The sequence below is a fragment of the Terrabacter sp. 05T424 genome, from assembly GCF_056396225.1.
In genome coordinates this window covers 74,878-94,331 of sequence record NZ_JBFTLB010000007.1, presented here as the reverse complement: position 1 = coordinate 94,331, position 19,454 = coordinate 74,878, and the positions used below count along the sequence as shown (strand labels likewise).

Here is a 19,454-nt window from a genome sequence, read left to right as displayed (position 1 = left end):
CCTCCGCGGGGCTGGTGCGTGCGACCACAGAGGTGGCTCGCTGGGTCTCGGGGCAGCTCGAGCTGGCCGAGCTCGATGCCTCGCGCACCCGCCTCATGGAGGCCGAGGTGCGTGCCCTGCGCGCCCAGATCAGCCCGCACTTCATCTACAACTCGCTCACCGCGATCGCGTCGTTCACCCGCACCGACCCGGAGCGGGCCCGTGAGCTGCTCGTCGACCTCGCCGAGTTCACGCGCTACTCCTTCCGTCGGCACGGCGAGTTCACGACGCTCGCCGAGGAGCTGCGCTCCATCGAGGCCTATCTCGTCATCGAGAAGGCCCGGTTCGGCGACCGGCTGACCGTCACCGTGAGGGTCGCTCCCGAGGTGCTGCCCGTCGTCGTGCCGTTCCTCTGCCTGCAGCCGCTCGTCGAGAACGCCGTGCAGCACGGCATCGAGGGCCGCGCCGGCGACGGGCAGATCAGCATCCTCGCCCAGGACGTCGACCACGAGTGCGTCGTGACGATCGAGGACAACGGGGTCGGGGAGGACCCCGAGCGCGTACGCCGGGTGCTCGCGGGCGATCCCGGCAGCGACTCCGTGGGGCTGGCCAACGTTGACGAGCGGCTCCGCACGGCGTTCGGCGACGACTACGGGCTCGTCGTCGAGACGGCACCGGGAGCGGGCACCAAGGTGGTCGTACGGCTGCCGAAGTTCAGGCCGGGGGTGCACGTGTGAGCACCGGTCCGAACAGCCCGGAGACCGACGGCAACCAGCTGCTCCGGGTGCTCGCCGTCGACGACGAGGCTCCTGCCCTCGACGAGCTCGTCTGGATGCTGGGTCGCCACGCGTGCGTGCGCCAGGTCGTGCCCGCCGGGTCGGGTGAGGCCGCGCTGCGGGTGCTGCACGAGCAGCAGGTCGACGCGATCTTCATGGACGTGCAGATGCCCGGCCTCAGCGGACTCGACCTCGCGCGCGTCCTCTCGCGGTTCTCGACGCAGCCACCCGTTGTCTTCGTCACTGCGCACGAGCAGCACGCGGTGGATGCGTTCGAGCTCAACGTCGTCGACTACGTGCTCAAGCCGGTGCGTGACGAGCGGCTCGACCAGGCCGTACGCCGCGTGGTGCGCCAGCTGCACGGCCGTGAGAGCGCGGCCGAGACCGACGACGACGAGCAGATCGTCGTGGAGCTGGCCGGGGTCAGCCGGCTCGTTCCGCGGTCGGAGGTGCTCTACGTCGAGGCCCAGGGCGACTACGCGCGTCTGCACACGGCCGGCGAGAGCCACCTCGTGCGCGTGCCGCTGTCGACGCTCGCCGACCAGTGGCGCGAGGCCGGGTTCGTGCGGATCCACCGGTCCTCGCTCGTCGCCCTCGGCCACATCAGCGAGTGGCGCACGGAGGGTGGTCGCACGACGGTCGTCGTGGGCGGCCACGAGCTCGTCGTGAGCCGTCGGCACACCCGCGCCCTGCGCGACCTGCTGGTGCGCCGCGCGCAGCCGCTCGGGCGGGGTGGGTCGTGAGCGAGCACCACGCAGCCCCAGGCCGTATGCCGCCGGGTGAGGGGGAGCGCCCGCAGGTCGACCCGCCGGGCTCCGACCCGCGTACGCCCGATGCCCGTCCGCCGCGCGCGAGGGTGCGGGTGACGAGCCCGCGCACCTCGGCCGCGCGCACGCGTACGGTCTCGATCGCCTCCGAGATCGACGAGCAGACCCGGCTCGGCGAGGTCTACATCACCTCCCTCATGCGCAGCCAGCTGCGCCTCGCCCTCGGGGTGCTGCTCGTGCTCACGTCGACCCTCGGGCTGCTCCCGCTCGCGTTCCACCTCTTCCCCGAGCTCGGACGCATCGACCTGCTCGGGGTGCCCCTGCCGTGGCTGCTTCTCACCGTCGTGGCGTTCGCCGAGATCATCACGCTCGGGTGGGTCTACGTGCGGCGCGCCGAGCGCAACGAGGCGACTTTCAGCGACCTGCTCGAGGGCCGGTGAGGGCCGTGCGCGCAACGTGGGGGAGCGAGTCGTGAGCAACACCGCCAGCATCGTCGCCGTCATCCTCGTGTCGATCGCGTCGCTCGGCGTCGGCGCCTTCGGGCTGCGTCTCTCCCGCACCATGAGCGACTTCTACGTCGCGTCCCGGGGCGTCAGCCCGGTGCTCAACGCGTCCGCGATCAGCGGCGAGTACCTCTCTGCCGCATCGTTCCTCGGCGTTGCCGGTCTCATCCTGGCTCGTGGTGTCGACATGCTGTGGCTGCCGATCGGCTGGACCGCGGGCTACCTGCTGCTGCTGGTCTTCGTCGCGGCACCGCTGCGCCGCTCCGGGGCCTACACGCTGCCCGACTTCGCCCAGCTGCGGCTGGAGTCCGTCGTCGCGCGCCGGGTCTCGAGCCTGCTCGTGGTGGCCATCGGCCTTCTCTACCTCATCCCGCAGTTCCAGGGTGCGGGCCTGACCCTGCGCACCCTGACGGGGGCGCCGTCCTGGACCGGACAGCTCGTGGTCGCCCTCGTCGTCTGCCTCAACGTGCTGCCCGGCGGCATGCGCAGCGTCACGCTCGTGCAGGCATTCCACTACTGGCTCAAGCTGTTCGCCCTGCTGACGCCGCTCTTCTTCTTCCTCGGCGCCGTCGGCTCGCGCAGCGGCGGTCCCGACGTCGGCGCCGTCTTCGTCTCCGACTGGGTCGAGCCGCTCGGTGGCGACAACGCGCTCTACCTCACCTACTCGCTCGTGCTCGCGACCTTCTTCGGCACGATGGGGCTGCCCCACGTCGTCGTCCGCTTCTACACCAACCCCGACGGCCGGGCCTCGCGCCGCACGACGCTCGCGGTGCTCGTGATCCTGTCCGGCTTCTACCTGCTGCCGGTCGCCTATGGCGCGCTCGGGCGCTGGTTCGCCTCCGACCTCGTGGCTGCCGGCCGTGCCGACTCGGTGGTGCTCGAGCTGCCGAGCCGGGTCTTCGACGGGCCACTGGCCGAGGGGCTCACGGCGCTGCTGGCCGCCGGCGCGTTCGCCGCCTTCCTGTCCACGTCCACCGGCCTGGTCGTCTCTGTCGCAGGAGTGCTGAGCCAGGACCTCGTGCGGTGGGGAGGTGGTCACCGTCAGGGAATTCGCGCCTTCCGCATCTCGACCGTCATCGTCGTCGCCGTCTCGCTCGGGCTCACCCTCGTGGCCGCAGGCGTCCCGGTGGCCAGAGCGGTCGAGCTGACGTTCGCCGTCGCCGCGTCGACGTTCTGCCCGATGCTCCTGCTCGGCATCTGGTGGCGCGGGCTGACCGCCGCTGGCGCGATGGCAGGTCTGCTCGTCGGCGGTGGGCTCTCGATGGGCGCGGTGCTCTCGACGACGTTCGGTCTCGGCAGCGCCGGGTGGTTCGGTGTCGTCATGACGCAGCCGGCAGCCGTCAGCGTGCCCCTGTCGTTCGCGACGATGGTTCTCGTCTCGCTCGCGACCCGGTCGCGGGCTCCCGAGCACGTGGCCCAGACGATGGTCCGGCTCCACGCTCCGGAGCACATCGACCTCAACCGTGGCTCGTTCCACCCAGAACGCTGGAACCGCAGGCCCGCCCGCGCCGTTGGCGCCTCGCTCGACGCCGCCACGGCCCGGCCTTCCTCTGAGCCGACCGACCCCGCGACCGCGGCGACGCCGACGCCGACGGGGCAGCATCCGGCATACGGGAACGGTGAGCCGACCGCTCGTCGCCCGGGAACGACCGTTCGTCGCAGCTGATCCCGCGCACGGCGAGCGCTCGGCGCCACTGGGCGATGGCCCGGATGCTGCGGCTGCCGGGGGAGCTCGCGCGCTCCTACCTTGGGTGTCGCCGGCCGTGTGGCCGTGACGACCAACCGCCCCGGAGGTGGCCCGTGAGCAAAGAAGCTCCAGAGCGCGTGGTGGACGACGCCAATGTCGCCATGCAGAACTCAGACGAGTTCGCCCAGCTGCGTAGCAAGTTCCGCAAGTTCGTCTTCCCGCTGACCGCGCTTTTCCTCGCGTGGTACTTCCTCTACGTCCTGCTGTCCGTGTTCGCCAGGGACTTCATGGGCACCCGTGTCGTCGGCAACGTGACGTGGGGCCTGATCCTGGGGCTCCTGCAGTTCGTGTCGACCTTCGTGATCACGATGGTCTACGCCCGCTGGGCCGACCGCGTCTTCGACCCCGAGGCCGAAGCCCTCGCCCGCAAGATGGGGGAGCAGAAGTGAGCGCGCTCGTCGTGTCCGCCCCGTCCATCGCACCAGCGGCGACCACCGTCGGCAACCCGGCGATCAACATCGGCATCTTCGCCCTGTTCGTCGTCGTGACCCTCGCGATCGTCATCCGTGCGTCACGCAACAACCGCAGCGCGGCCGAGTACTACGCCGGCGGTCGTGCCTTCACCGGTCGGCAGAACGGCATCGCCATCGCCGGCGACTACCTCTCTGCCGCATCGTTCCTCGGCATCGCGGGCGCCATCGCGCTCAACGGCTACGACGGCTTCCTCTACTCGATCGGCTTCCTCGTCGCCTGGCTCGTCGCCCTGCTGCTCGTCGCCGAGCTGCTGCGCAACGTCGGTAAGTACACGATGGCCGACGTGCTCAGCTTCCGGCTGCGACAGCGCCCGGTGCGCATCGCGGCTGCCATCTCGACCCTCGTCGTCTCGTTCTTCTACCTGCTCGCCCAGATGGCCGGAGCAGGCGGCCTGGTGGCGCTGCTGCTCGGCATCGAGGGTGCGGTCGGCCAGCGGCTGGTCATCGTCGTGGTCGGCATCATCATGATCTTCTACGTCATCTACGGCGGCATGAAGGGCACGACCTGGGTGCAGATCATCAAGGCCGTGCTGCTCATCATCGGCGCCGGCATCATGACGGTCTGGGTGCTCGGCAAGTTCGGACTCAACCTCAGCTCGCTGCTCGGTGACGCCTCGACGGCCTCGCAGTCCGCCGGCGGCAAGGACCTGCTCCAGCCCGGGCTGCAGTACAAGAACCCGATCGACTTCATCTCGCTGTCGATGGCGCTGGTGTTCGGCACCGCGGGCCTGCCCCACGTGCTGATGCGCTTCTACACGGTGCCGACCTCGCGCGAGGCCCGTCGCTCGGTCGTCTGGGCGATCTGGCTCATCGGCATCTTCTACCTGTTCACGCTGGTGCTGGGCTTCGGTGCAGCCGACCTCGTCGGTGCCGCAGAGATCAAGAACGCGCCCGGCGCCGTGAACTCCGCCGCCCCGCTGCTCGCCTTCAAGCTCGGTGGCGAGATCCTCCTCGGCATCATCTCCGCCGTGGCGTTCGCGACGATCCTCGCGGTGGTCGCGGGGCTCACCATCACGGCCAGCGCCTCCCTGTCGCACGACATCTACAACACCGTCGTGAAGCAGGGCCGGGCCACGCCGGAGGAGGAGGTCAAGGTCGCCCGCATCGCGGCACTCGTGCTCGGCGCGATCGCGATCGTCGGTGGCATCTTCGCCCTCGGACAGAACATCGCGTTCCTCGTCGCCCTCGCCTTCGCCATCGCCGCGAGCGCGAACCTGCCGACGATCCTCTACTCGCTGTTCTGGAAGCGGTTCAACACTCGCGGTGCGCTGTGGAGCATCTACGGCGGCCTGGTCAGCGCGATCACGCTCATCGTCTTCAGCCCGGTCGTCTCGGGCAAGGCCATCGACCCGGTCACCAAGAAGAGCCCCTCGATGCTCCAGGGCGTCGACTTCCACTGGTTCCCGCTCGACAACCCGGGCATCATCTCGATCCCGCTCGGTTTCCTGCTCGGCTACATCGGCACCGTCACGAGCAAGGAGTACAACGCGGCGAAGTACGCCGAGATGGAGGTCCGCTCGCTCACCGGCCACGGCGCCGAAGCAGCGACCAAGCACTGAGGTCGCATCGACAGGGGAGCGACCAGTGGTCGGGTGGCCGTGCACCGCGAGGTGCACGGCCACCCGCATGTCCGGGGTGCACTCTGCCGTCAGAGGTGCGGGCTTCCGCTACGGATGGACGGTGCGTCGCCCACTCCTGGCCGAACCGCGCACACGTGCCACCGTCGCGGGTCAGAGGATGACGAGGTCGTCGCGGTGGATGACCTCTCGCTCGTACTCGGGCCCGAGGTCGTGGGCGAGGTCCTTGGTGGACCGGCCGAGCAGGGCGGGCAGCTCGTTCGAGTCGTAGTTGACGAGGCCCCGCGCGACGGGCGTGCCGTCGGGTGAGCAGACGTCGACCGGGTCGCCGTCGTGGAAGCTGCCCTCGACCGCGGTGATGCCGGCGGGGAGCAGCGACTTCTTGCGGTGCACCAGTGCGGCCACGGCGCCGTCGTCGATGACGAGGCGTCCGCGCGCGGTGGTGGCGTGCTGCAGCCAGAGCCGGCGCGATCGGCCACGCACGCCGATGGGGAGGAAGACCGTGCCGACGTCCTCGCCTGCGAGCACCTGGGTGACACGGTCGGCGGCGGTCACCGAGGTGATGACCCCGGCGGCGGTGGCGATGCGTGCGGCCTCGATCTTCGTCGTCATGCCGCCGGTGCCGACCTTCGACCCCGTGCCGCCGATCACGACGTCGACGAGGTCGTGGGGGCCGCGCACGATCGGAATCCGTTGGGCGCCAGGATGGCTCGGGGGTCCGTCGTAGAGCGCGTCGACGTCGGAGAGCAGCACGAGGGCGTCGGCGTCGATGAGGTGCGCGACGAGCGCGGCGAGCCGGTCGTTGTCGCCGAACCGGATCTCGCTCGTGGCGACCGTGTCGTTCTCGTTGACGATCGGCAGGACCCCGAGGTCGAGCAGGCGCTCGAGCGTGCGGCGGGCGTTCGCGTAGTGGGTGCGTCGGGTGACGTCGTCGGCGGTGAGCAGCACCTGGCCGACGGTGATGTCGTGCCCGGCGAACGCGAGGGTGTATGCCGCCAGGAGCGCCCCCTGGCCGACGGAGGCCGCTGCCTGCTGGGTCGCGAGGTCACGGGGACGGGTGGCGAGGCCTAGCGGGTGGATGCCGGCCGCGATGGCGCCCGAGCTGACCAGGACGATCTGCGTGCCGTCGAGGTGCTTGCGGGCGAGGGCGTTGGAGAGAGCCACGAGCCGCGCGTGGTCGAGGCCCCCGTCGACCCCCGTCAGCGAGCTCGAGCCGACCTTGATGACGAGTCGGCGCGCGCTGCTGATGACGGACCGAGGAGACACGTGGCCAGCCTAGTGACGGCCGTCGGCCGGCAGTCGGAGCGACCACATGTCGTCCATGGCGCGGAAGCCTCGGCGCGCCTACGCCGGCACGAATTACGCTGGTCGCATGTCCCAGACGATCGATCCCGCCGTCGTCGAACAGGTGACGGCGCTCGCCGAGCGGGCCCGCGTCGCCTCCCGGCGGCTCGCCCTCATGTCCCGCGCCGAGAAGGACGCCGTGCTGCTGCGCCTCGCGGATGCCGTCGAGGCCGCCACCCCGGCGATCATCGAGGCCAACGCGGAGGACATCGAGCGCGGTCGGGCCGGTGGCATGAGCGAGAGCCTGCAGGACCGCCTTCGTCTCGACGAGGCACGCGTCGCCGCGGTGGCCCAGGCCTTGCGCGACGTGGCCGCCCTGCCCGATCCGGTCGGCGAGATCGTCCGCGGCTCGACGCTCGCCAACGGCCTCCAGATCCGGCAGGTGCGCGTCCCCATGGGCGTCATCGGGATGATCTACGAGGCGCGGCCCAACGTCACGGTGGACGCCGCCGGTCTCTGCCTGAAGTCCGGCAACGCGGTTCTGCTGCGAGGCGGGTCCGCCGCGGCCAGCAGCAACCACGCCCTCGTCCAGGCGATGCGCGACTCCCTTGCGGCGCAAGGGCTTCCGGTTGAAGCCATCACCCTGCTCGAGGAGGGTGGTCGCGACGCCGCCCGGGCCCTGATGACCGCCCGGGGCCGCGTCGACCTGGTCATCCCGCGCGGCGGAGCCGACCTCATCCAGACGGTCGTGCGCGAGTCCACCGTGCCCGTCATCGAGACCGGCGTCGGCGTCTGCCACGTCTACGTCGACCGCGCCGCCGACCTCGACAAGGCGCAGGCCATCACCCTCAACGCCAAGACCCAGCGACCGAGCGTCTGCAACGCAGCGGAGTCCCTGCTCGTGCACCGCGACGTCGCCGCCGACTTCCTGCCCAAGGCCCTCACCGACCTGGCCGGCGCGGGCGTGCGACTGCACGTGGCGCCCGAGGTCACCGAGTACGCCGAGGCCGCCGGTGCGGCATACGACCTCGCCGGCGAGGCCGACTTCGGCACCGAGTGGCACGGCCTCGAGATGAGCGTGGCCGTGGTCGACGACGTCGACGAGGCGATGGACCGCATCCGCCGCTACGGCACCGGCCACACCGAGGCGATCGTGACGGAGGACCGCGCGGCAGCCCGACGCTTCACCTCCGAGGTCGACGCAGCGGCCGTCATGGTCAACGCAAGTACGCGCTTCACCGACGGTGGCGAGTTCGGTTTCGGCGCCGAGATCGGCATCTCGACGCAGAAGCTCCATGCCCGCGGTCCGATGGCCCTGCCTGAGCTGACGACGACGAAATGGGTCGTCGAGGGCGACGGCCACACCCGCTGACGGGCGCCGGAACGCCCACCCCGGCCGGGTGGCATGATGTCCGTCCATGGAAGGCACCGAGGTCCGCAAGCTCGCTGAGCTGGAGGACGACCACTGGTGGTACCGCGAGCGGCGCCACCTCCTGGCCAAGGCCATCTCGGGGCTCACCCCCGGACGCGCTCTCGACATCGGAGCGGCGGGAGGCGGAAACACGCGCGTCCTGCGTGATCACGGCTGGGACGCGGTGGCTCTGGAGTACGGCTCTGACGGTGCCGAGGTCGCCCAGAGGCGAGGTCTCGCGACCCTTCGGGCAGACGCCACCCGGCTGCCGCTGGCCGACGACTCCCTCGACCTCGTCATGGCCTTCGACCTGCTCGAGCACCTGCACGACGACGACGCCGCCGTCGGCGAGGTGCATCGCGTGCTCAAGCCCAACGGCACCTACCTCGTGGCGGTCCCGGCCGACCCCAAGCTGTGGTCGAGCCACGACGAGGCCGTCGACCACGTGCGTCGCTACACCCGCGACGGGCTGCTCTCGCTGCTCGACCGGGGCGGCTTCGACGTCAAGGACGTGCGTTCCTGGAACGTGCTGCTGCGCCCGGTCGTGGCGATGCGTCGCAAGGTGAGCTCAGGCTCTGACCTCGACGACCTGCACCCCGTCGTGAACTTCGGGCTGCGCACGATCATCACCGCCGAGCGCTACCTGCCGGTCAAGCAGCTGCCGGGCGTCAGCCTGCTGGTGCGGGCTCAGCCGCGCAGCTGACTCCGGGCGGGCTCGGCGGCCTGCGCCGACCCGTTGGCCGTGGCTGCCGACCCGGCTGCGGCCGGGGTGGCCGGCGCGAGCCCGGAGGAAGCCGTGGCGGCAGCCGTCGACGCCGTCGCGGCCGCGCTCGTCGTGGGGATGTGGGCCTCGCTCGGCTGCGCGGGCAACGGCGTGTCGGTCGGGCCGTGCGCCCCTGTGTCGGTCGTGAGCGAGTCGTAGGCGATGAAGTAGGTCGGGCGCCCCTGCATGTGGGAGTACATCCGGCCGATGTACTCGCCGAGGATGCCGACGCAGACGAGCTGGACGGCGCCGACGCCGGCGACGATGGCCACGGTGGAGGTCCAGCCTGCGACGGTGTGCCCCTGCGACCGCGAGATGAGGGTGTAGAGCACGAGCAGGACAGCGAGCACCGCGCCGCCGAAGCCGGCGAACGTGGCCAGCCGCAGCGGGGCCGTCGAGAAGCCCGTGAGGGAGTCGAGCGAGAGCTTGACCATCTTGATGAGGGGGTACTTCGATGCGCCGGCCGCGCGCTCCTCGCGCTTGTACTCCACCGTGTCGGAGGGGAAGTTGAGCGCCGGCACGATGAAGCGCAGCACCCGGTTGTGCTCGGGGAGGCTGTTGATGGCGTCGATGGTGGCCCGTGACATGAGGCGGTAGTCGCCGGCGTCGGCGTGCGCCGAGGTCTGCGACATGAGGCCGATCAGCTTGTAGAAGGCCTGCGCCGACACGCGCTTGAACCACGTGTCGGTCGACCGGTCGTTGCGCACGCCGTAGACGACGTCGACACCGTCGTCCTTCGCCGCCGCGAGCATCTCGGGGATGATCTCGGGCGGGTCCTGCAGGTCGGCGTCGATGGTGACCACGTAGTCGCCGAGGGCGCTGACCAGTCCTGCGGAGATGGCTGCCTGGTGGCCGGCGTTGGCGCGCAGTCGCACGACACGCAGCAGCGGCCACTCACGGTGGTAGCGCTGGAGCAGTGCCGCGGTGAGGTCCTTGCTGCCGTCGTCGACCGCGACGACCTCGTAGGTCGTGCCCATGCCGTCGAGAAGCGGACGGAGCCGTTCGACCAGGAGGGGGAGCACCTCCTCCTCGTTGTACATCGGGATGACCACGGACAACTCAGGAACCATGCGAACAAGGGTACGGCCGCTGGTGGGGCTGCCGCTGTCACCCCGCTGTGGCCGGGCTGTCGCCTGCGCCCTGTGGGTCGGTCACTAGCTGGGCGCGGACGAGTCCGGGCACTGGTGGTACGCGCCCGCCGGGACCCGCTGCGTGCGGCCGGGGGCGGACTTCATCGAGGAGCACGCCTGGGTGTCCCTCGTGCCGCACGACGGGGCGTATGCCGCCGGGTTCTATCCCGAGTCGAAGCACGTCCGCGTCCACGTCGACCTGACCACCGAGCGGCAGTGGGGCACGACTGGCTGCGGCGGGCCTCGGCAGGCGCCGGGGCGGCTGGTGGGTCGGGGCACGGCTCCGGGCGCTAGGCTGGCCGCATGTCTGATCGTGTCCTCGCACTCGTCACCGAGGGGGAGGAAGCCGCGCGCGAGCTTCCGATGCCGGTGATCGCCTACTTCCTCATCACCTTCGCGCTCTTCCTCGTGGCCCTGGCCGTGACGTGGAGCTTCCGCAACACCGCCTACAAGGTGCAGGCGCCGCGTCGCGGCGAGGGCACGCACGGCCCGGCGAGCGGATCCGACGGAGCCCATCACTGACCATGCGCCTCGGCGTCATGGGTGGGACGTTCGACCCGATCCACCACGGCCACCTGGTGGCCGCCAGCGAGGTCCAGTCGCTCTTCGACCTCGACGAGGTCGTCTTCGTGCCCACCGGTCAGCCCTGGCAGAAGGCCGACCGCCACGTCTCCCCAGCCGAGGACCGCTACCTGATGACCGTCATCGCGACGGCGTCCAACCCGCGCTTCACGGTCAGCCGGGTCGACATCGACCGGCCCGGACCGACCTACACGATCGACACGTTGCGCGACATCAAGGCCGAACGTCCTGACGACGAGCTGTTCTTCATCACCGGAGCCGACGCCCTCGCCGAGATCCTCTCCTGGAAGGACGCCGAGCAGCTGTTCGAGCTGGCCCACTTCGTCGGCGTCACCCGGCCGGGGCACGAGCTGTCCGACAAGGGACTGCCGGAGCACCGGGTCACCCTCCAGGTGGTGCCCGCGATGGCGATCAGCTCGACCGACTGCCGGGTGCGCGTCGCCGGCAGTGAGCCGGTCTGGTACCTCGTCCCCGACGGGGTCGTCCAGTACATCAACAAGTACCGCCTGTATGCCGCCGACCTGGCGAGCGCAGGCCCCGCGCCGGCGACGTCGTCGGCAGTGCCACAAGGAGACCCGTGACCGCAGCAGACCGTTCGCTCCAGCTCGCCAAGGCCGCCGGCCTCGCCGCCGAGGAGAAGCTCGCCGAGAAGGTGCTCGCCATCGACGTCAGCGAGCAGATGCCGCTGACCGACGTCTTCGTCATCGCGTCGGCGCCGTCGGAGCGTCAGGTCGGCGCCATCGTCGACGAGGTCGAGGACCGGCTGCGCGACCTCGGCAGCAAGCCCGTGCGGCGCGAGGGCGAGCGTGAGGGACGCTGGGTGCTCATCGACTTCGGCGACATCATCGTGCACGTGCAGCACGAGGAGGAGCGCGAGTACTACGCGCTCGAGCGCCTCTGGAAGGACTGCCCGGAGATCGACCTGTCGACCGTCGACGCACCGGCCAAGCCGGCGGACGACGCAGAGCCCGAGGTCGAGGAGGCGTGACGTCCGGTTCGCCGGCTCCGCGGCGGATCGTCCTCGTCCGGCACGCCGAGACCGTCGACAACGCGGCGCGCGTCTGGCAGGGCCACAAGGACACCGCTCTCTCGGAGCTGGGGCGCGAACAGGTCGCGGCCGCGGCGCCGCACCTCGCGGCCTACGACCCGGTCCTCATCGTCTCGAGCGACCTCCAGCGAGCGGCCTCGACCGCCGACGCGATCGCCGGACTCACCGGTGTCGAGGTGCGCCTCGACGACAGGCTGCGCGAGGTGCACGTCGGGGAGTGGCAGGGCATGCACGCCGACGACGTGCGGGAGCAGTACCCCGACCTCGTCGCCGCGCTCGACCGCGGAGAGGACCCGCCGCGGGGTGTCACGGGCGAGACCCGCGCCGAGGTCGCCGTGCGGGCCGGGGCCGTCCTGCGCGAGGTCGCCCGCGAGCTGCTGCCCGGTGAGACCGCCGTCGTGGTGGCCCACGGGGTGTCTGCGCGGGTCGCGGCCAGCGACCTCGTCGGCCTCGACCAGGACGTGTCGGACGCCGTCTTCCGCGGTCTTGGCAACTGCCACTGGATCGAGCTCGTCGAGGTCGGCAAGAGCTTCTCCGCGCTCACCCGGTGGCGCATCAGTGGCTGGAACCTCGGCCCCTGGAACGTCTGACGCCGAGGGCCGCCCCCGATTTTGGCGAAGGGCAGACCATTCGCTATGGTTACGCAGTCGCTTCACGGAGCGGCCACCCGAACGGGGCTGTGGCGCAGCTGGTAGCGCACCTGCATGGCATGCAGGGGGTCAGGGGTTCGAGTCCCCTCAGCTCCACAAAACGAAGAAGGACCGGACGCGCTTGGCGTCCGGTCCTTCTCTGCGTTTGCGGAAAGCATGGGGACTCGGGGGAGGTGGAGTGCGGCGGAGCCGACGGCTCCCTCAGCTCCACCGGCTCAGGGCCGGGCCCGGTTGGTCACGACGAAGACCGAGTCCGTGCGCCAGTCGGCGACCGCGGCGGTGCCGGTGCTCGCCCCGAGCCGCCGGGTCCTCGTGCCGCTGAGCGCCCGCTCCAGGTTCGAAGCGACAGCCGGGGTGTCGGCACTGCGGTTCGCGCCCGCCGTCATCGACGGCGCCACGCTGACGTCGAGCTCCTCCTGCTCGAGACTGCGCGGGTCGAACTCGATCGTGCTGGTGACGACCATCAGCTGGTCGCGGAGCGACACGGTCCCGGCCTGCCACAGGGCGTCCGCGACCTGCCCGACGAGGTCGAGGGCGGTCGACTCCCCGGGGCCGAGCGCGACCGACCCGGCCGGGAAGGCGTCGGTGAAGATGCCGTACGTCTCGGTGAGGTCGATGAGGGCGGCCCAGAGCGGGCGGGTGGTGGTGTTCGCGAGACGTACGGTGAACCGTGGAGGTGCGCTGCCGGCATACGCGACCGTGAGGGTGCCTCCCGCTCGGACGGCCCCCGTGCCGGCGTCGACCTCGACGTGCACCGCGTCGTCGGGCAGGCGGCTGGCCGGGTTGGCGAGGGCCGACAGGCGCAGCCAGCGGGCCACCTGCTCGAGCGCACGGATGGTGCGTTCCTCCCTGGCGTCGCCCTCGACGACCGGCACGAGTGGTCGCGTCACGCCGGGACGCGTGATCACGAACCCGTCGGCGGTCGCCTCGACGAGCAGGTCGGCCTGCGCCGCCTCCGTGCCCTCGGCGAGGTCGAGGAGCGTCTGGTCGGCCTCGTCGGCAGCCTTGCGGAGGGCGGCCGTGCCCGCGCTGTCGCCGACGACGCCGACGAGCACCGGCTTGAGCGGGATCGACGTCACGACGGCGCGGTAGACGAAGGCCGGGTCGAGGGCCGGGGTGAGGGCGACGATGCTGCGATCGGGCAGCACCTTCGTGACTGCCGCGGTCGCGAGCGGTGACCCGGAAGTCTCCCCGCCGAGCGGGTAGACGGCGAGCTCGGTCGTGTCGTCGCCGATCGGGGCGGGGACGCCGTGCACGGCCCCCGAGTCGATCGACCAGCCGTCGGGCAGGCGGCTCAGGGTGAGCGGTCGCGGCGTGGACGGGATGGCGCCGCCGAGGAAGGGTCGGTCGAGCTCGGTCGCGTCGGCGGTCTCGACCTGCGGGTGCTGGTCTCGCACCCGGCTCGACACGTCGGCGGTCACGATGCGCAGGACGTCCCTGTAGGACGGTCGCCCGTCCGTGTCCAGGACGGCGGCCTCGAGTGCCGCCGACAGGGCCCCACGCTGACGGCCTTGGATCGTGACCTCCTTGGCCGTCTCGGACGAGCGGCAGGCGGCGAGCAGCACGTGCCGGCCGGCTGGGGTCCACCGCCCCGATCGCTTGGCCGGCGCTGCCTCGCCGAGGTCGTGGCCGAGGAAGGTCGATGCCGGCCGGGGCCTCGGGTCGGGCGGGGCCAGGCGCACGACGTCGTCGGCGTCGCGGGTGCCGTCGCCGGCATGGCAGCAGTCGAGGACCACGAGCGTGTGACAGCCCGACGAGGCGATGCCGTGCAACAGGCCGGCGAGCTCCTTGTCGGCGAGGTCCCAGCTGCCCTCGGTGCGGCTGTCGACGCACACGAGGGTCTCGTTGCGGTGGTCCGGCTCGAGGTCCCAGAGCTCCTCGGGCGTGGCCTGCTGCGACCCGTGGCCGCTGTAGTAGAAGAGCGCGACGTCCTCGGGGCCGGCCCGGCCCAGGTGCTGCGCGCACCCGTCGGTGACGGCCACCCGGGTCGCCTCCGCGTCGACGAGGACGGTGAGGTCGAGGTCCGCGTCTCCGACACGTTCTCGCAGCAGGGCCGCCATCCCGTCGACGTCGTTGACACACCCCGACAGGGGCGGGATCGGTGACGGGTAGGCGTCGATCCCGACGAGAAGGGCATAGAGCCGGCCGGCCACCGGTCAGCCCGAGTCGCCGAGCGCGACGCTCTGCCAGCGGGCCGGCAGGTTCTGGTTGGGACCGGTGCGTTGCGGATTGCTGCTCAGCATGGTGCGCAGCGTCCAGTCGGCACCGGAACCCTTTGCGTCGCTGATGTTGACGTTCATCGCCAGCACGTCGCCGCGTTGCGGCGCGACGGTGCGCCCGATTGCGGACCACGGGACCCGCGCCTCGAGCTCGTAGCCGCCGTCGCCCAAGCGTGCGACGACCGAGATCTTCGGCTGCTCGGCGCCCGTCGCGAAGACCGGCCTGCCCTTCGAGCTGAGCCCGACCGTGTTGACGTCGGCCGCCGCTCGACGGTCGGTGCCGCCGCGCACGGCGAGGATGACGTGGAAGTCCTGTCCCTTGCGCAGGGCAGCGGTGCGGCCGAGCGTGCGCGCGTCGGGACCGATCTCGAACGAGACGGCATCGCCGTTCCACCACTGCGGCGCCACCCCCTCAGCCGGAGTGACGACCGGGTCGGCGACCACGGCGTGGAGGTAGAGGGCCTCGCCGTCCCACAGGCCCTGCCACGTGCCCGTGAGACCGGGCCGCCGGTTGGCTGCGCCGAAGACGGCGGCGTCGATGTCATGCTCCGGAACCGACCTCCAGTCGTCGAACGAGCCGTCGACCGTCGGCGCGATCGGGGCGCAGCCGATGATGAGGTCGGTCGTCCCGGGCTTGGCCGCGCTGGACCCGCAGGCCGCCGACACGAGCGGGTCGGCCTTCTGCAGCAGCGTCGGCAGGACACGCCACGCGAACCAGCCCGCCACGAGCACCACCACGAGCAGGATCGCCCGGACCCACGTGCCGACCGGCCGCTTCCGCCGGCGGCGATCCGCCTGGTCGCGGGTGGGGGAGGGACTCGGCTCGGCCGGGATCGGCTCGGTCGCGATCTGCTCGGTCGCCATCGGCCGGACTATCGGCTCGGTCGCGATCGGCGGGGTGGGCTCGGCCGTGGCCGGTCCGGACCGCGGGATCGGCTCAGGTCCGGCGTCCAGCTCCTGCTGGGCCGCCGGTCGCACGCGCTCGAGCAGCTGCGTGACGTCCTGGTAGTCGGGGCGCTGCCTGGCGATCTGCTCGAGCAGCGGCAGGGCCATGGCCGGGGCGTCGGCCTTGATCGCTCCCTGGGCGGCGTCGTAGAGGGACTCGAGCCGGCTCTCGGGACGGTCCGCTGCTGCGGTGGCGCTCGCGGTGAAGCTGAACGGCTGGTCGGCGCCCGACCGCAGCAGCACCGCGGTGCCCCACTCGGAGGCCTCGTCGGAGACGGCCATCGCCTTGCGCACCTCGCAGATGGCGGCGTCGATGCCGAGGCCCCGGGTGAGGAACCAGTAGAACTCGTGGCTGAAGACGAGGGCGGCCCGGTCGGAGATCTCCGTCTGCATCGCGACGACGGCGGGCAGCCCCTGCCGCGCGAGTGCCTGCCCCACGCCGGAGAAGGCGTCGCGGCCCGACGTGCGGGCGCCCTCGCACGCGTTGAGCACGGCCAGCTGCATCGTCCGGGCGTCGTGGAGCAGGGTTCCGAGGCGGGCGCCGGAGACCCGGTGGGCAGTGCCGTCCTCGCGTTCGAGCACGAGCACGCCCTCTTGGGCCTGCGGGTCGAAGCCGCCGTGGCCGATGAAGTGGAACACGTGGTAGTCGTCGAGCAGCGCCCGCTGCAACCCGGTCAGGGTCGCATCGTCGAGCACCGTGATGGTGAGCCGGCCGCTCGCGACCAGGTCTCCGGTGGTGGCCCGCAGCAGCTGCTCCTCGCGGTCGACGGCAAGCGCGGGCACGTCGCTCGGACTGGAGACCATCACCAGCACGCGCAGCGGCGCGTCGACGGTGACGACCGGTGGCCGCTCCAGCGAGTCGATCAGCCGGACCACGGGGGTCTCCTGCGACAGGGTGAGGAACCGGCCCAGCCTCGAGTCGTAGAGGTACTCCCACGGCACCGGGTCGAGGTCGGGCACGGCGTCGAGCCGCAGCCGCAGCCGCAGGTCGCGCCCCTGCTCGCCGGCGGTGGTCAAGCTCTCGCGGAAGACGCGTCCGACGTCGCCGCCCAGCAGCGCGTCGCCGAGCCGCCGACCGTACTCCTTGACGTCGACCACCCGGGCCTCGGCCGGCACGAGCCGGCGCGACGCAACCCGGGGCGGCCCGACGGCGATCATGAACTGCGCGAGGTCGGTCGCGGCGAACGGGAGGGTGAACGGAGCCGACGTCTCACCGGCGGGCGACGCCACCACGTGGGCGGTATATCCCTGGCCCTCACGGGTAACGGCGACGTCGAAGTCGAAGTACTCACGACCCATGGCGATCCTCTGTCCGCAGGAACGCGCTTGCAGAAGACAGTACGCCGGGGGTGCCTGCCTGATACGTCGTTTCGACCCGAACGCGTCGTGTCGGTAGAATTGTGCCGAACGCGTACGCCGCGTTCGCGGACGAGGGAGCCGTACCCGCCCAGCGACAAGACGGCCAGATCGGAACGCCATGCTCTGGCTCGTCCTCATCCTCTCCGGCGCGCTCGAGGCGGTCTGGGCCACTGCGCTCGCCGCCTCCGACGGCTTCCGTCGCCGCCGACCGACCCTTCTCTTCGCCGTGTCCCTCGTGCTGAGCATGCTCGGTCTCGCGTGGGCGATGACGGGACTCCCCACGGGCACCGCGTATGCCGTGTGGGTCGGCATCGGTGCCGTCGGCACCGTGCTGCTCGCGGTCGCGCGGGGCGAGGAACGCCTCGGCGCGGCCCGTGCCGTGCTGCTCCTCGTCCTCGTGGCGTGCGTCGCCGGCCTCAAGGCGGTGGCGTGATGCCGTGGGTCGTGCTTCTCGCCAGCGCCGTGCTCGAGGCGGTCTGGGCCTCGGCCCTGGGCGCCTCGGACGGGTTGAGCCGCCCCGTTCCCACCGGCGTCTTCATCGTCGCGGGCGCGCTCAGCATGGTCGGGCTCGCCCGCGCGGTCCGGGTCATCCCGATCGGCACGGCGTATGCCGTCTGGACCGGTGTGGGTGCCGCCCTGACGGTGACGTGGGCGATGGCCACGGGCGGAGAGGCCTTCTCGCTCGTCCGGGTGCTGCTGCTGACCGGCATCGTCGGAGCTGTCATCGGGCTCAAGCTGGTCGGCCACGAGACGCCGCACCAGCCCGAGTCGTCAGGCCCCGCGTCCGGGTCGGGGCCGGCCCGATCGGAGTCGCCGGAGGCCTGACCGGGCCATGCTGACCGGATGGGTCTTCCGGTCCGGTTGCCGGGAAGTGGACCTGGTTGTCCGGTTCCGTGGTGCGATGTCGGAGTGCCCGGTGATGATGGGCGCGTCGCCCGCGGCAGTCGGCCGGGGCACGACACGAAGGGACTCTCACGTGCGCAGGACCACGACCTGGTCGATCGCTCTCGTCACGTCGCTGGCCATCTCGGGGGCCACCGGCGCAGCCGTCGCCTCGGCAGCCACGCCGACGTCGATGAGCGCCGCGGGCGCCAGTGCGGCGGCAGCCGGTCCGACCACCGACCCGGGTGCCGCGAGCCTGCTCGCCGCCCTCCGGGCGAAGCTGCCGGCTGACTGGACGGCCCGACAGACCGCCGCCCTCAGCCAGCTCGGGGTCGAGCGGTCGGCAGCGCAGGAAGCCGTGGAGCGGGCCATCGACCCGACCCAGTACCAGTGCGCCCCGACCCGGCTCGACGCGTACGTCGGCGGCGTCCTCTCGGGCATCGACCCGACGAGCCTGGCCGTCCTCGGCAGCGTCGGTGCGTTCGATTTCGCGACCTTCGACGCGATCCTCTTCGGGGCACCGGGCGACCCGCGCTACGCCCTGCCCAAGGCGTACGTGGGCGAGCTGTCCCACTCGTTCCGCGCCGCCCAGAAGTTCTGGGACACCGACGGCTCCGACATCCAGCTCATGGCGATGCACGGTGACCTCATGACCGACCCGGCCCGTCTCGCCCGGCTGCTCGAGACCCTCTTCGGGCTGCCTCGGGCGGACGCGCAGGGCATTGCGGCGATCCTCGTCCAGGTCGTCGCCGCCGACCCGGGGCTGAAGGGCGGCCAGAGCCCGATCTTCACGCTCAACGCGTTCGCCTTCACCGCCGCGGGCCAGACCGACCCGGTCATCTCGGCGATCCCCGACAAGCTCGTCTTCGGCGACGGCATGCTCGACGCGCTGCAGGCCGTCGGGGTGGGTGACGTCGGCCCGCGCGCCGTGCTCGGGCACGAGTACGCCCACCACGTGCAGTACGACGCGAACCTCACGCCCTCGCCCCTCACGGGCGCGGAGGCGACCCGCCGCACCGAGCTGATGGCTGACGCCTTCGGCACGTACTTCGTGACGCACAAGCGCGGTCTCGCGCTCAACGCCGCGCGTGTCCTCGAGGCGGAACAATCCTTCTTCCAGGTCGGCGACTGCAACTTCGCGAGCGACGGGCACCACGGCACGCCGAACCAGCGGCTCCGGGCGTCCACGTGGGGATGGTCGGTGGCCAAGGCCGCCCAGAAGCAGGGCCAGGTCCTTCCGTCCCGCACCCTCGACACGCAGTTCGAGGCGACGCTGCCCGAGCTGGTGGCGCCGGACGCCTGAGCCGGTGGCGAGTGCCTCGCCGACCCCGGTCGGCGAAGCACTCGCCGCGCTGGCTC

General features: G+C 71.5%; 19 protein-coding genes, 1 tRNA gene and 1 riboswitch. Of the genes, 16 read left to right on the top strand and 4 right to left on the bottom strand.

The window, feature by feature from the left end; all coding sequences use genetic code 11:
• Positions 1-107 precede the first annotated feature (107 nt).
• The 6 genes from AC1DE0_RS15020 to AC1DE0_RS14995 all read left to right on the top strand — a co-directional run bounded on the left by AC1DE0_RS15020 (position 108) and on the right by AC1DE0_RS14995 (position 5,804).
• Complete coding sequence (locus AC1DE0_RS15020; protein WP_478101932.1) at positions 108-716, top strand: sensor histidine kinase; 609 nt, start codon at positions 108-110, stop codon at positions 714-716.
• Positions 713-1,498: a LytR/AlgR family response regulator transcription factor gene (locus AC1DE0_RS15015; protein WP_478101929.1), complete on the top strand. Its 786-nt coding sequence runs from the start codon at positions 713-715 to the stop codon at positions 1,496-1,498. Before AC1DE0_RS15020 ends, AC1DE0_RS15015 begins: the two co-directional genes overlap by 4 nt.
• Positions 1,495-1,962 carry a hypothetical protein gene (locus AC1DE0_RS15010; protein WP_478101927.1) on the top strand — a complete coding sequence of 156 codons (468 nt, stop codon included), beginning with the start codon at positions 1,495-1,497 and terminating at the stop codon, positions 1,960-1,962. The genes AC1DE0_RS15015 and AC1DE0_RS15010 overlap by 4 nt, the downstream gene beginning before the upstream one ends.
• Before the next feature lie 31 nt (positions 1,963-1,993).
• Positions 1,994-3,691 (top strand): sodium/solute symporter, encoded by a 1,698-nt coding sequence (locus AC1DE0_RS15005; RefSeq protein WP_478101925.1) that lies wholly within the window; start codon positions 1,994-1,996, stop codon positions 3,689-3,691.
• 182 nt (positions 3,692-3,873) lie between these two features.
• A complete protein-coding gene (locus AC1DE0_RS15000) occupies positions 3,874-4,161 on the top strand; it encodes a DUF485 domain-containing protein (protein ID WP_478101923.1) in 288 nt (95 codons plus the stop codon).
• Entirely contained in the window at positions 4,158-5,804 is a 1,647-nt protein-coding gene (locus tag AC1DE0_RS14995) for a solute symporter family protein (protein ID WP_478101921.1), read from the top strand. The genes AC1DE0_RS15000 and AC1DE0_RS14995 overlap by 4 nt, the downstream gene beginning before the upstream one ends.
• Before the next feature lie 171 nt (positions 5,805-5,975).
• Here AC1DE0_RS14995 and proB read toward each other — a convergent pair whose 3' ends face one another.
• Complete coding sequence (gene proB, locus AC1DE0_RS14990) at positions 5,976-7,088, bottom strand: glutamate 5-kinase (RefSeq protein WP_478101919.1); 1,113 nt, start codon at positions 7,086-7,088, stop codon at positions 5,976-5,978.
• 106 nt (positions 7,089-7,194) lie between these two features.
• Between proB and AC1DE0_RS14985 the strand changes: the two genes are divergently transcribed.
• Both AC1DE0_RS14985 and AC1DE0_RS14980 read left to right on the top strand, forming a co-directional pair.
• Positions 7,195-8,478, top strand: a complete 1,284-nt coding sequence (locus AC1DE0_RS14985; RefSeq protein ID WP_478101917.1) for a glutamate-5-semialdehyde dehydrogenase — start codon at positions 7,195-7,197, stop codon at positions 8,476-8,478.
• 46 nt (positions 8,479-8,524) lie between these two features.
• Positions 8,525-9,220, top strand: coding sequence for a class I SAM-dependent methyltransferase (locus AC1DE0_RS14980; protein WP_478101915.1), 696 nt, complete (start codon positions 8,525-8,527; stop codon positions 9,218-9,220).
• Here the strand turns inward: AC1DE0_RS14980 and AC1DE0_RS14975 are convergent.
• A complete protein-coding gene (locus tag AC1DE0_RS14975; protein WP_478101913.1) occupies positions 9,205-10,350 on the bottom strand; it encodes a glycosyltransferase family 2 protein in 1,146 nt (381 codons plus the stop codon). The genes AC1DE0_RS14980 and AC1DE0_RS14975 overlap by 16 nt on opposite strands.
• 363 nt (positions 10,351-10,713) lie before the next feature.
• On the opposite strand from AC1DE0_RS14975, the gene AC1DE0_RS14970 reads away from it, so the two are divergent.
• From AC1DE0_RS14970 to AC1DE0_RS14950, 5 genes are all read left to right on the top strand, one after another.
• Positions 10,714-10,932 (top strand): hypothetical protein, encoded by a 219-nt coding sequence (locus AC1DE0_RS14970; RefSeq protein ID WP_478101911.1) that lies wholly within the window; start codon positions 10,714-10,716, stop codon positions 10,930-10,932.
• A gap of 2 nt (positions 10,933-10,934) precedes the next feature.
• Positions 10,935-11,573, top strand: a complete 639-nt coding sequence (gene nadD, locus AC1DE0_RS14965; RefSeq protein WP_478101909.1) for a nicotinate-nucleotide adenylyltransferase — start codon at positions 10,935-10,937, stop codon at positions 11,571-11,573.
• Positions 11,570-11,980 (top strand): ribosome silencing factor, encoded by a 411-nt coding sequence (rsfS, locus tag AC1DE0_RS14960; RefSeq protein WP_478101907.1) that lies wholly within the window; start codon positions 11,570-11,572, stop codon positions 11,978-11,980. The genes nadD and rsfS overlap by 4 nt, the downstream gene beginning before the upstream one ends.
• A complete protein-coding gene (locus AC1DE0_RS14955) occupies positions 11,977-12,630 on the top strand; it encodes a histidine phosphatase family protein (protein ID WP_478101905.1) in 654 nt (217 codons plus the stop codon). Before rsfS ends, AC1DE0_RS14955 begins: the two co-directional genes overlap by 4 nt.
• 83 nt (positions 12,631-12,713) lie before the next feature.
• Positions 12,714-12,786: transfer RNA gene (locus tag AC1DE0_RS14950), tRNA-Ala, on the top strand.
• Between the two features lie 119 nt (positions 12,787-12,905).
• On the opposite strand, the gene AC1DE0_RS14945 is transcribed toward AC1DE0_RS14950, so the two are convergent.
• Together AC1DE0_RS14945 and AC1DE0_RS14940 are read right to left on the bottom strand one after the other, a co-directional pair.
• Entirely contained in the window at positions 12,906-14,843 is a 1,938-nt protein-coding gene (locus tag AC1DE0_RS14945) for a caspase family protein (RefSeq protein WP_478101903.1), read from the bottom strand.
• Positions 14,844-14,846: 3 nt separating this feature from the next.
• Positions 14,847-17,153, bottom strand: coding sequence for a CHAT domain-containing protein (locus tag AC1DE0_RS14940; RefSeq protein ID WP_478101901.1), 2,307 nt, complete (start codon positions 17,151-17,153; stop codon positions 14,847-14,849).
• Between the two features lie 103 nt (positions 17,154-17,256).
• A riboswitch (guanidine-III (ykkC-III) riboswitch) is annotated at positions 17,257-17,321 on the top strand.
• A 10-nt stretch (positions 17,322-17,331) separates the two neighbouring features.
• On the opposite strand from AC1DE0_RS14940, the gene AC1DE0_RS14935 reads away from it, so the two are divergent.
• The 3 genes from AC1DE0_RS14935 to AC1DE0_RS14925 all read left to right on the top strand — a co-directional run bounded on the left by AC1DE0_RS14935 (position 17,332) and on the right by AC1DE0_RS14925 (position 19,398).
• On the top strand, positions 17,332-17,646 hold the full coding sequence (locus tag AC1DE0_RS14935; RefSeq protein ID WP_478101899.1) for a DMT family transporter: 315 nt from the start codon (positions 17,332-17,334) through the stop codon (positions 17,644-17,646).
• Positions 17,646-18,038, top strand: a complete 393-nt coding sequence (locus tag AC1DE0_RS14930; RefSeq protein ID WP_478101897.1) for a DMT family transporter — start codon at positions 17,646-17,648, stop codon at positions 18,036-18,038. The genes AC1DE0_RS14935 and AC1DE0_RS14930 overlap by 1 nt, the downstream gene beginning before the upstream one ends.
• 151 nt (positions 18,039-18,189) lie before the next feature.
• On the top strand, positions 18,190-19,398 hold the full coding sequence (locus tag AC1DE0_RS14925) for a hypothetical protein (RefSeq protein ID WP_478101895.1): 1,209 nt from the start codon (positions 18,190-18,192) through the stop codon (positions 19,396-19,398).
• Positions 19,399-19,454: the final 56 nt, after the last annotated feature.

Coding starts and splice junctions, on each gene's coding strand:
- AC1DE0_RS15000 (WP_478101923.1), top strand. CDS start 3,874: ATGCAGAACTCAGACGAGTTCGCCCAGCTGCGTAGCAAGTTCCGCAAG.
- AC1DE0_RS14985 (WP_478101917.1), top strand. CDS start 7,195: ATGTCCCAGACGATCGATCCCGCCGTCGTCGAACAGGTGACGGCGCTC.
- AC1DE0_RS14980 (WP_478101915.1), top strand. CDS start 8,525: ATGGAAGGCACCGAGGTCCGCAAGCTCGCTGAGCTGGAGGACGACCAC.
- AC1DE0_RS14975 (WP_478101913.1), bottom strand. CDS start 10,350: ATGGTTCCTGAGTTGTCCGTGGTCATCCCGATGTACAACGAGGAGGAG.
- AC1DE0_RS14970 (WP_478101911.1), top strand. CDS start 10,714: ATGTCTGATCGTGTCCTCGCACTCGTCACCGAGGGGGAGGAAGCCGCG.
- nadD (WP_478101909.1), top strand. CDS start 10,935: ATGCGCCTCGGCGTCATGGGTGGGACGTTCGACCCGATCCACCACGGC.
- AC1DE0_RS14940 (WP_478101901.1), bottom strand. CDS start 17,153: ATGGGTCGTGAGTACTTCGACTTCGACGTCGCCGTTACCCGTGAGGGC.
- AC1DE0_RS14935 (WP_478101899.1), top strand. CDS start 17,332: ATGCTCTGGCTCGTCCTCATCCTCTCCGGCGCGCTCGAGGCGGTCTGG.
- AC1DE0_RS14930 (WP_478101897.1), top strand. CDS start 17,646: ATGCCGTGGGTCGTGCTTCTCGCCAGCGCCGTGCTCGAGGCGGTCTGG.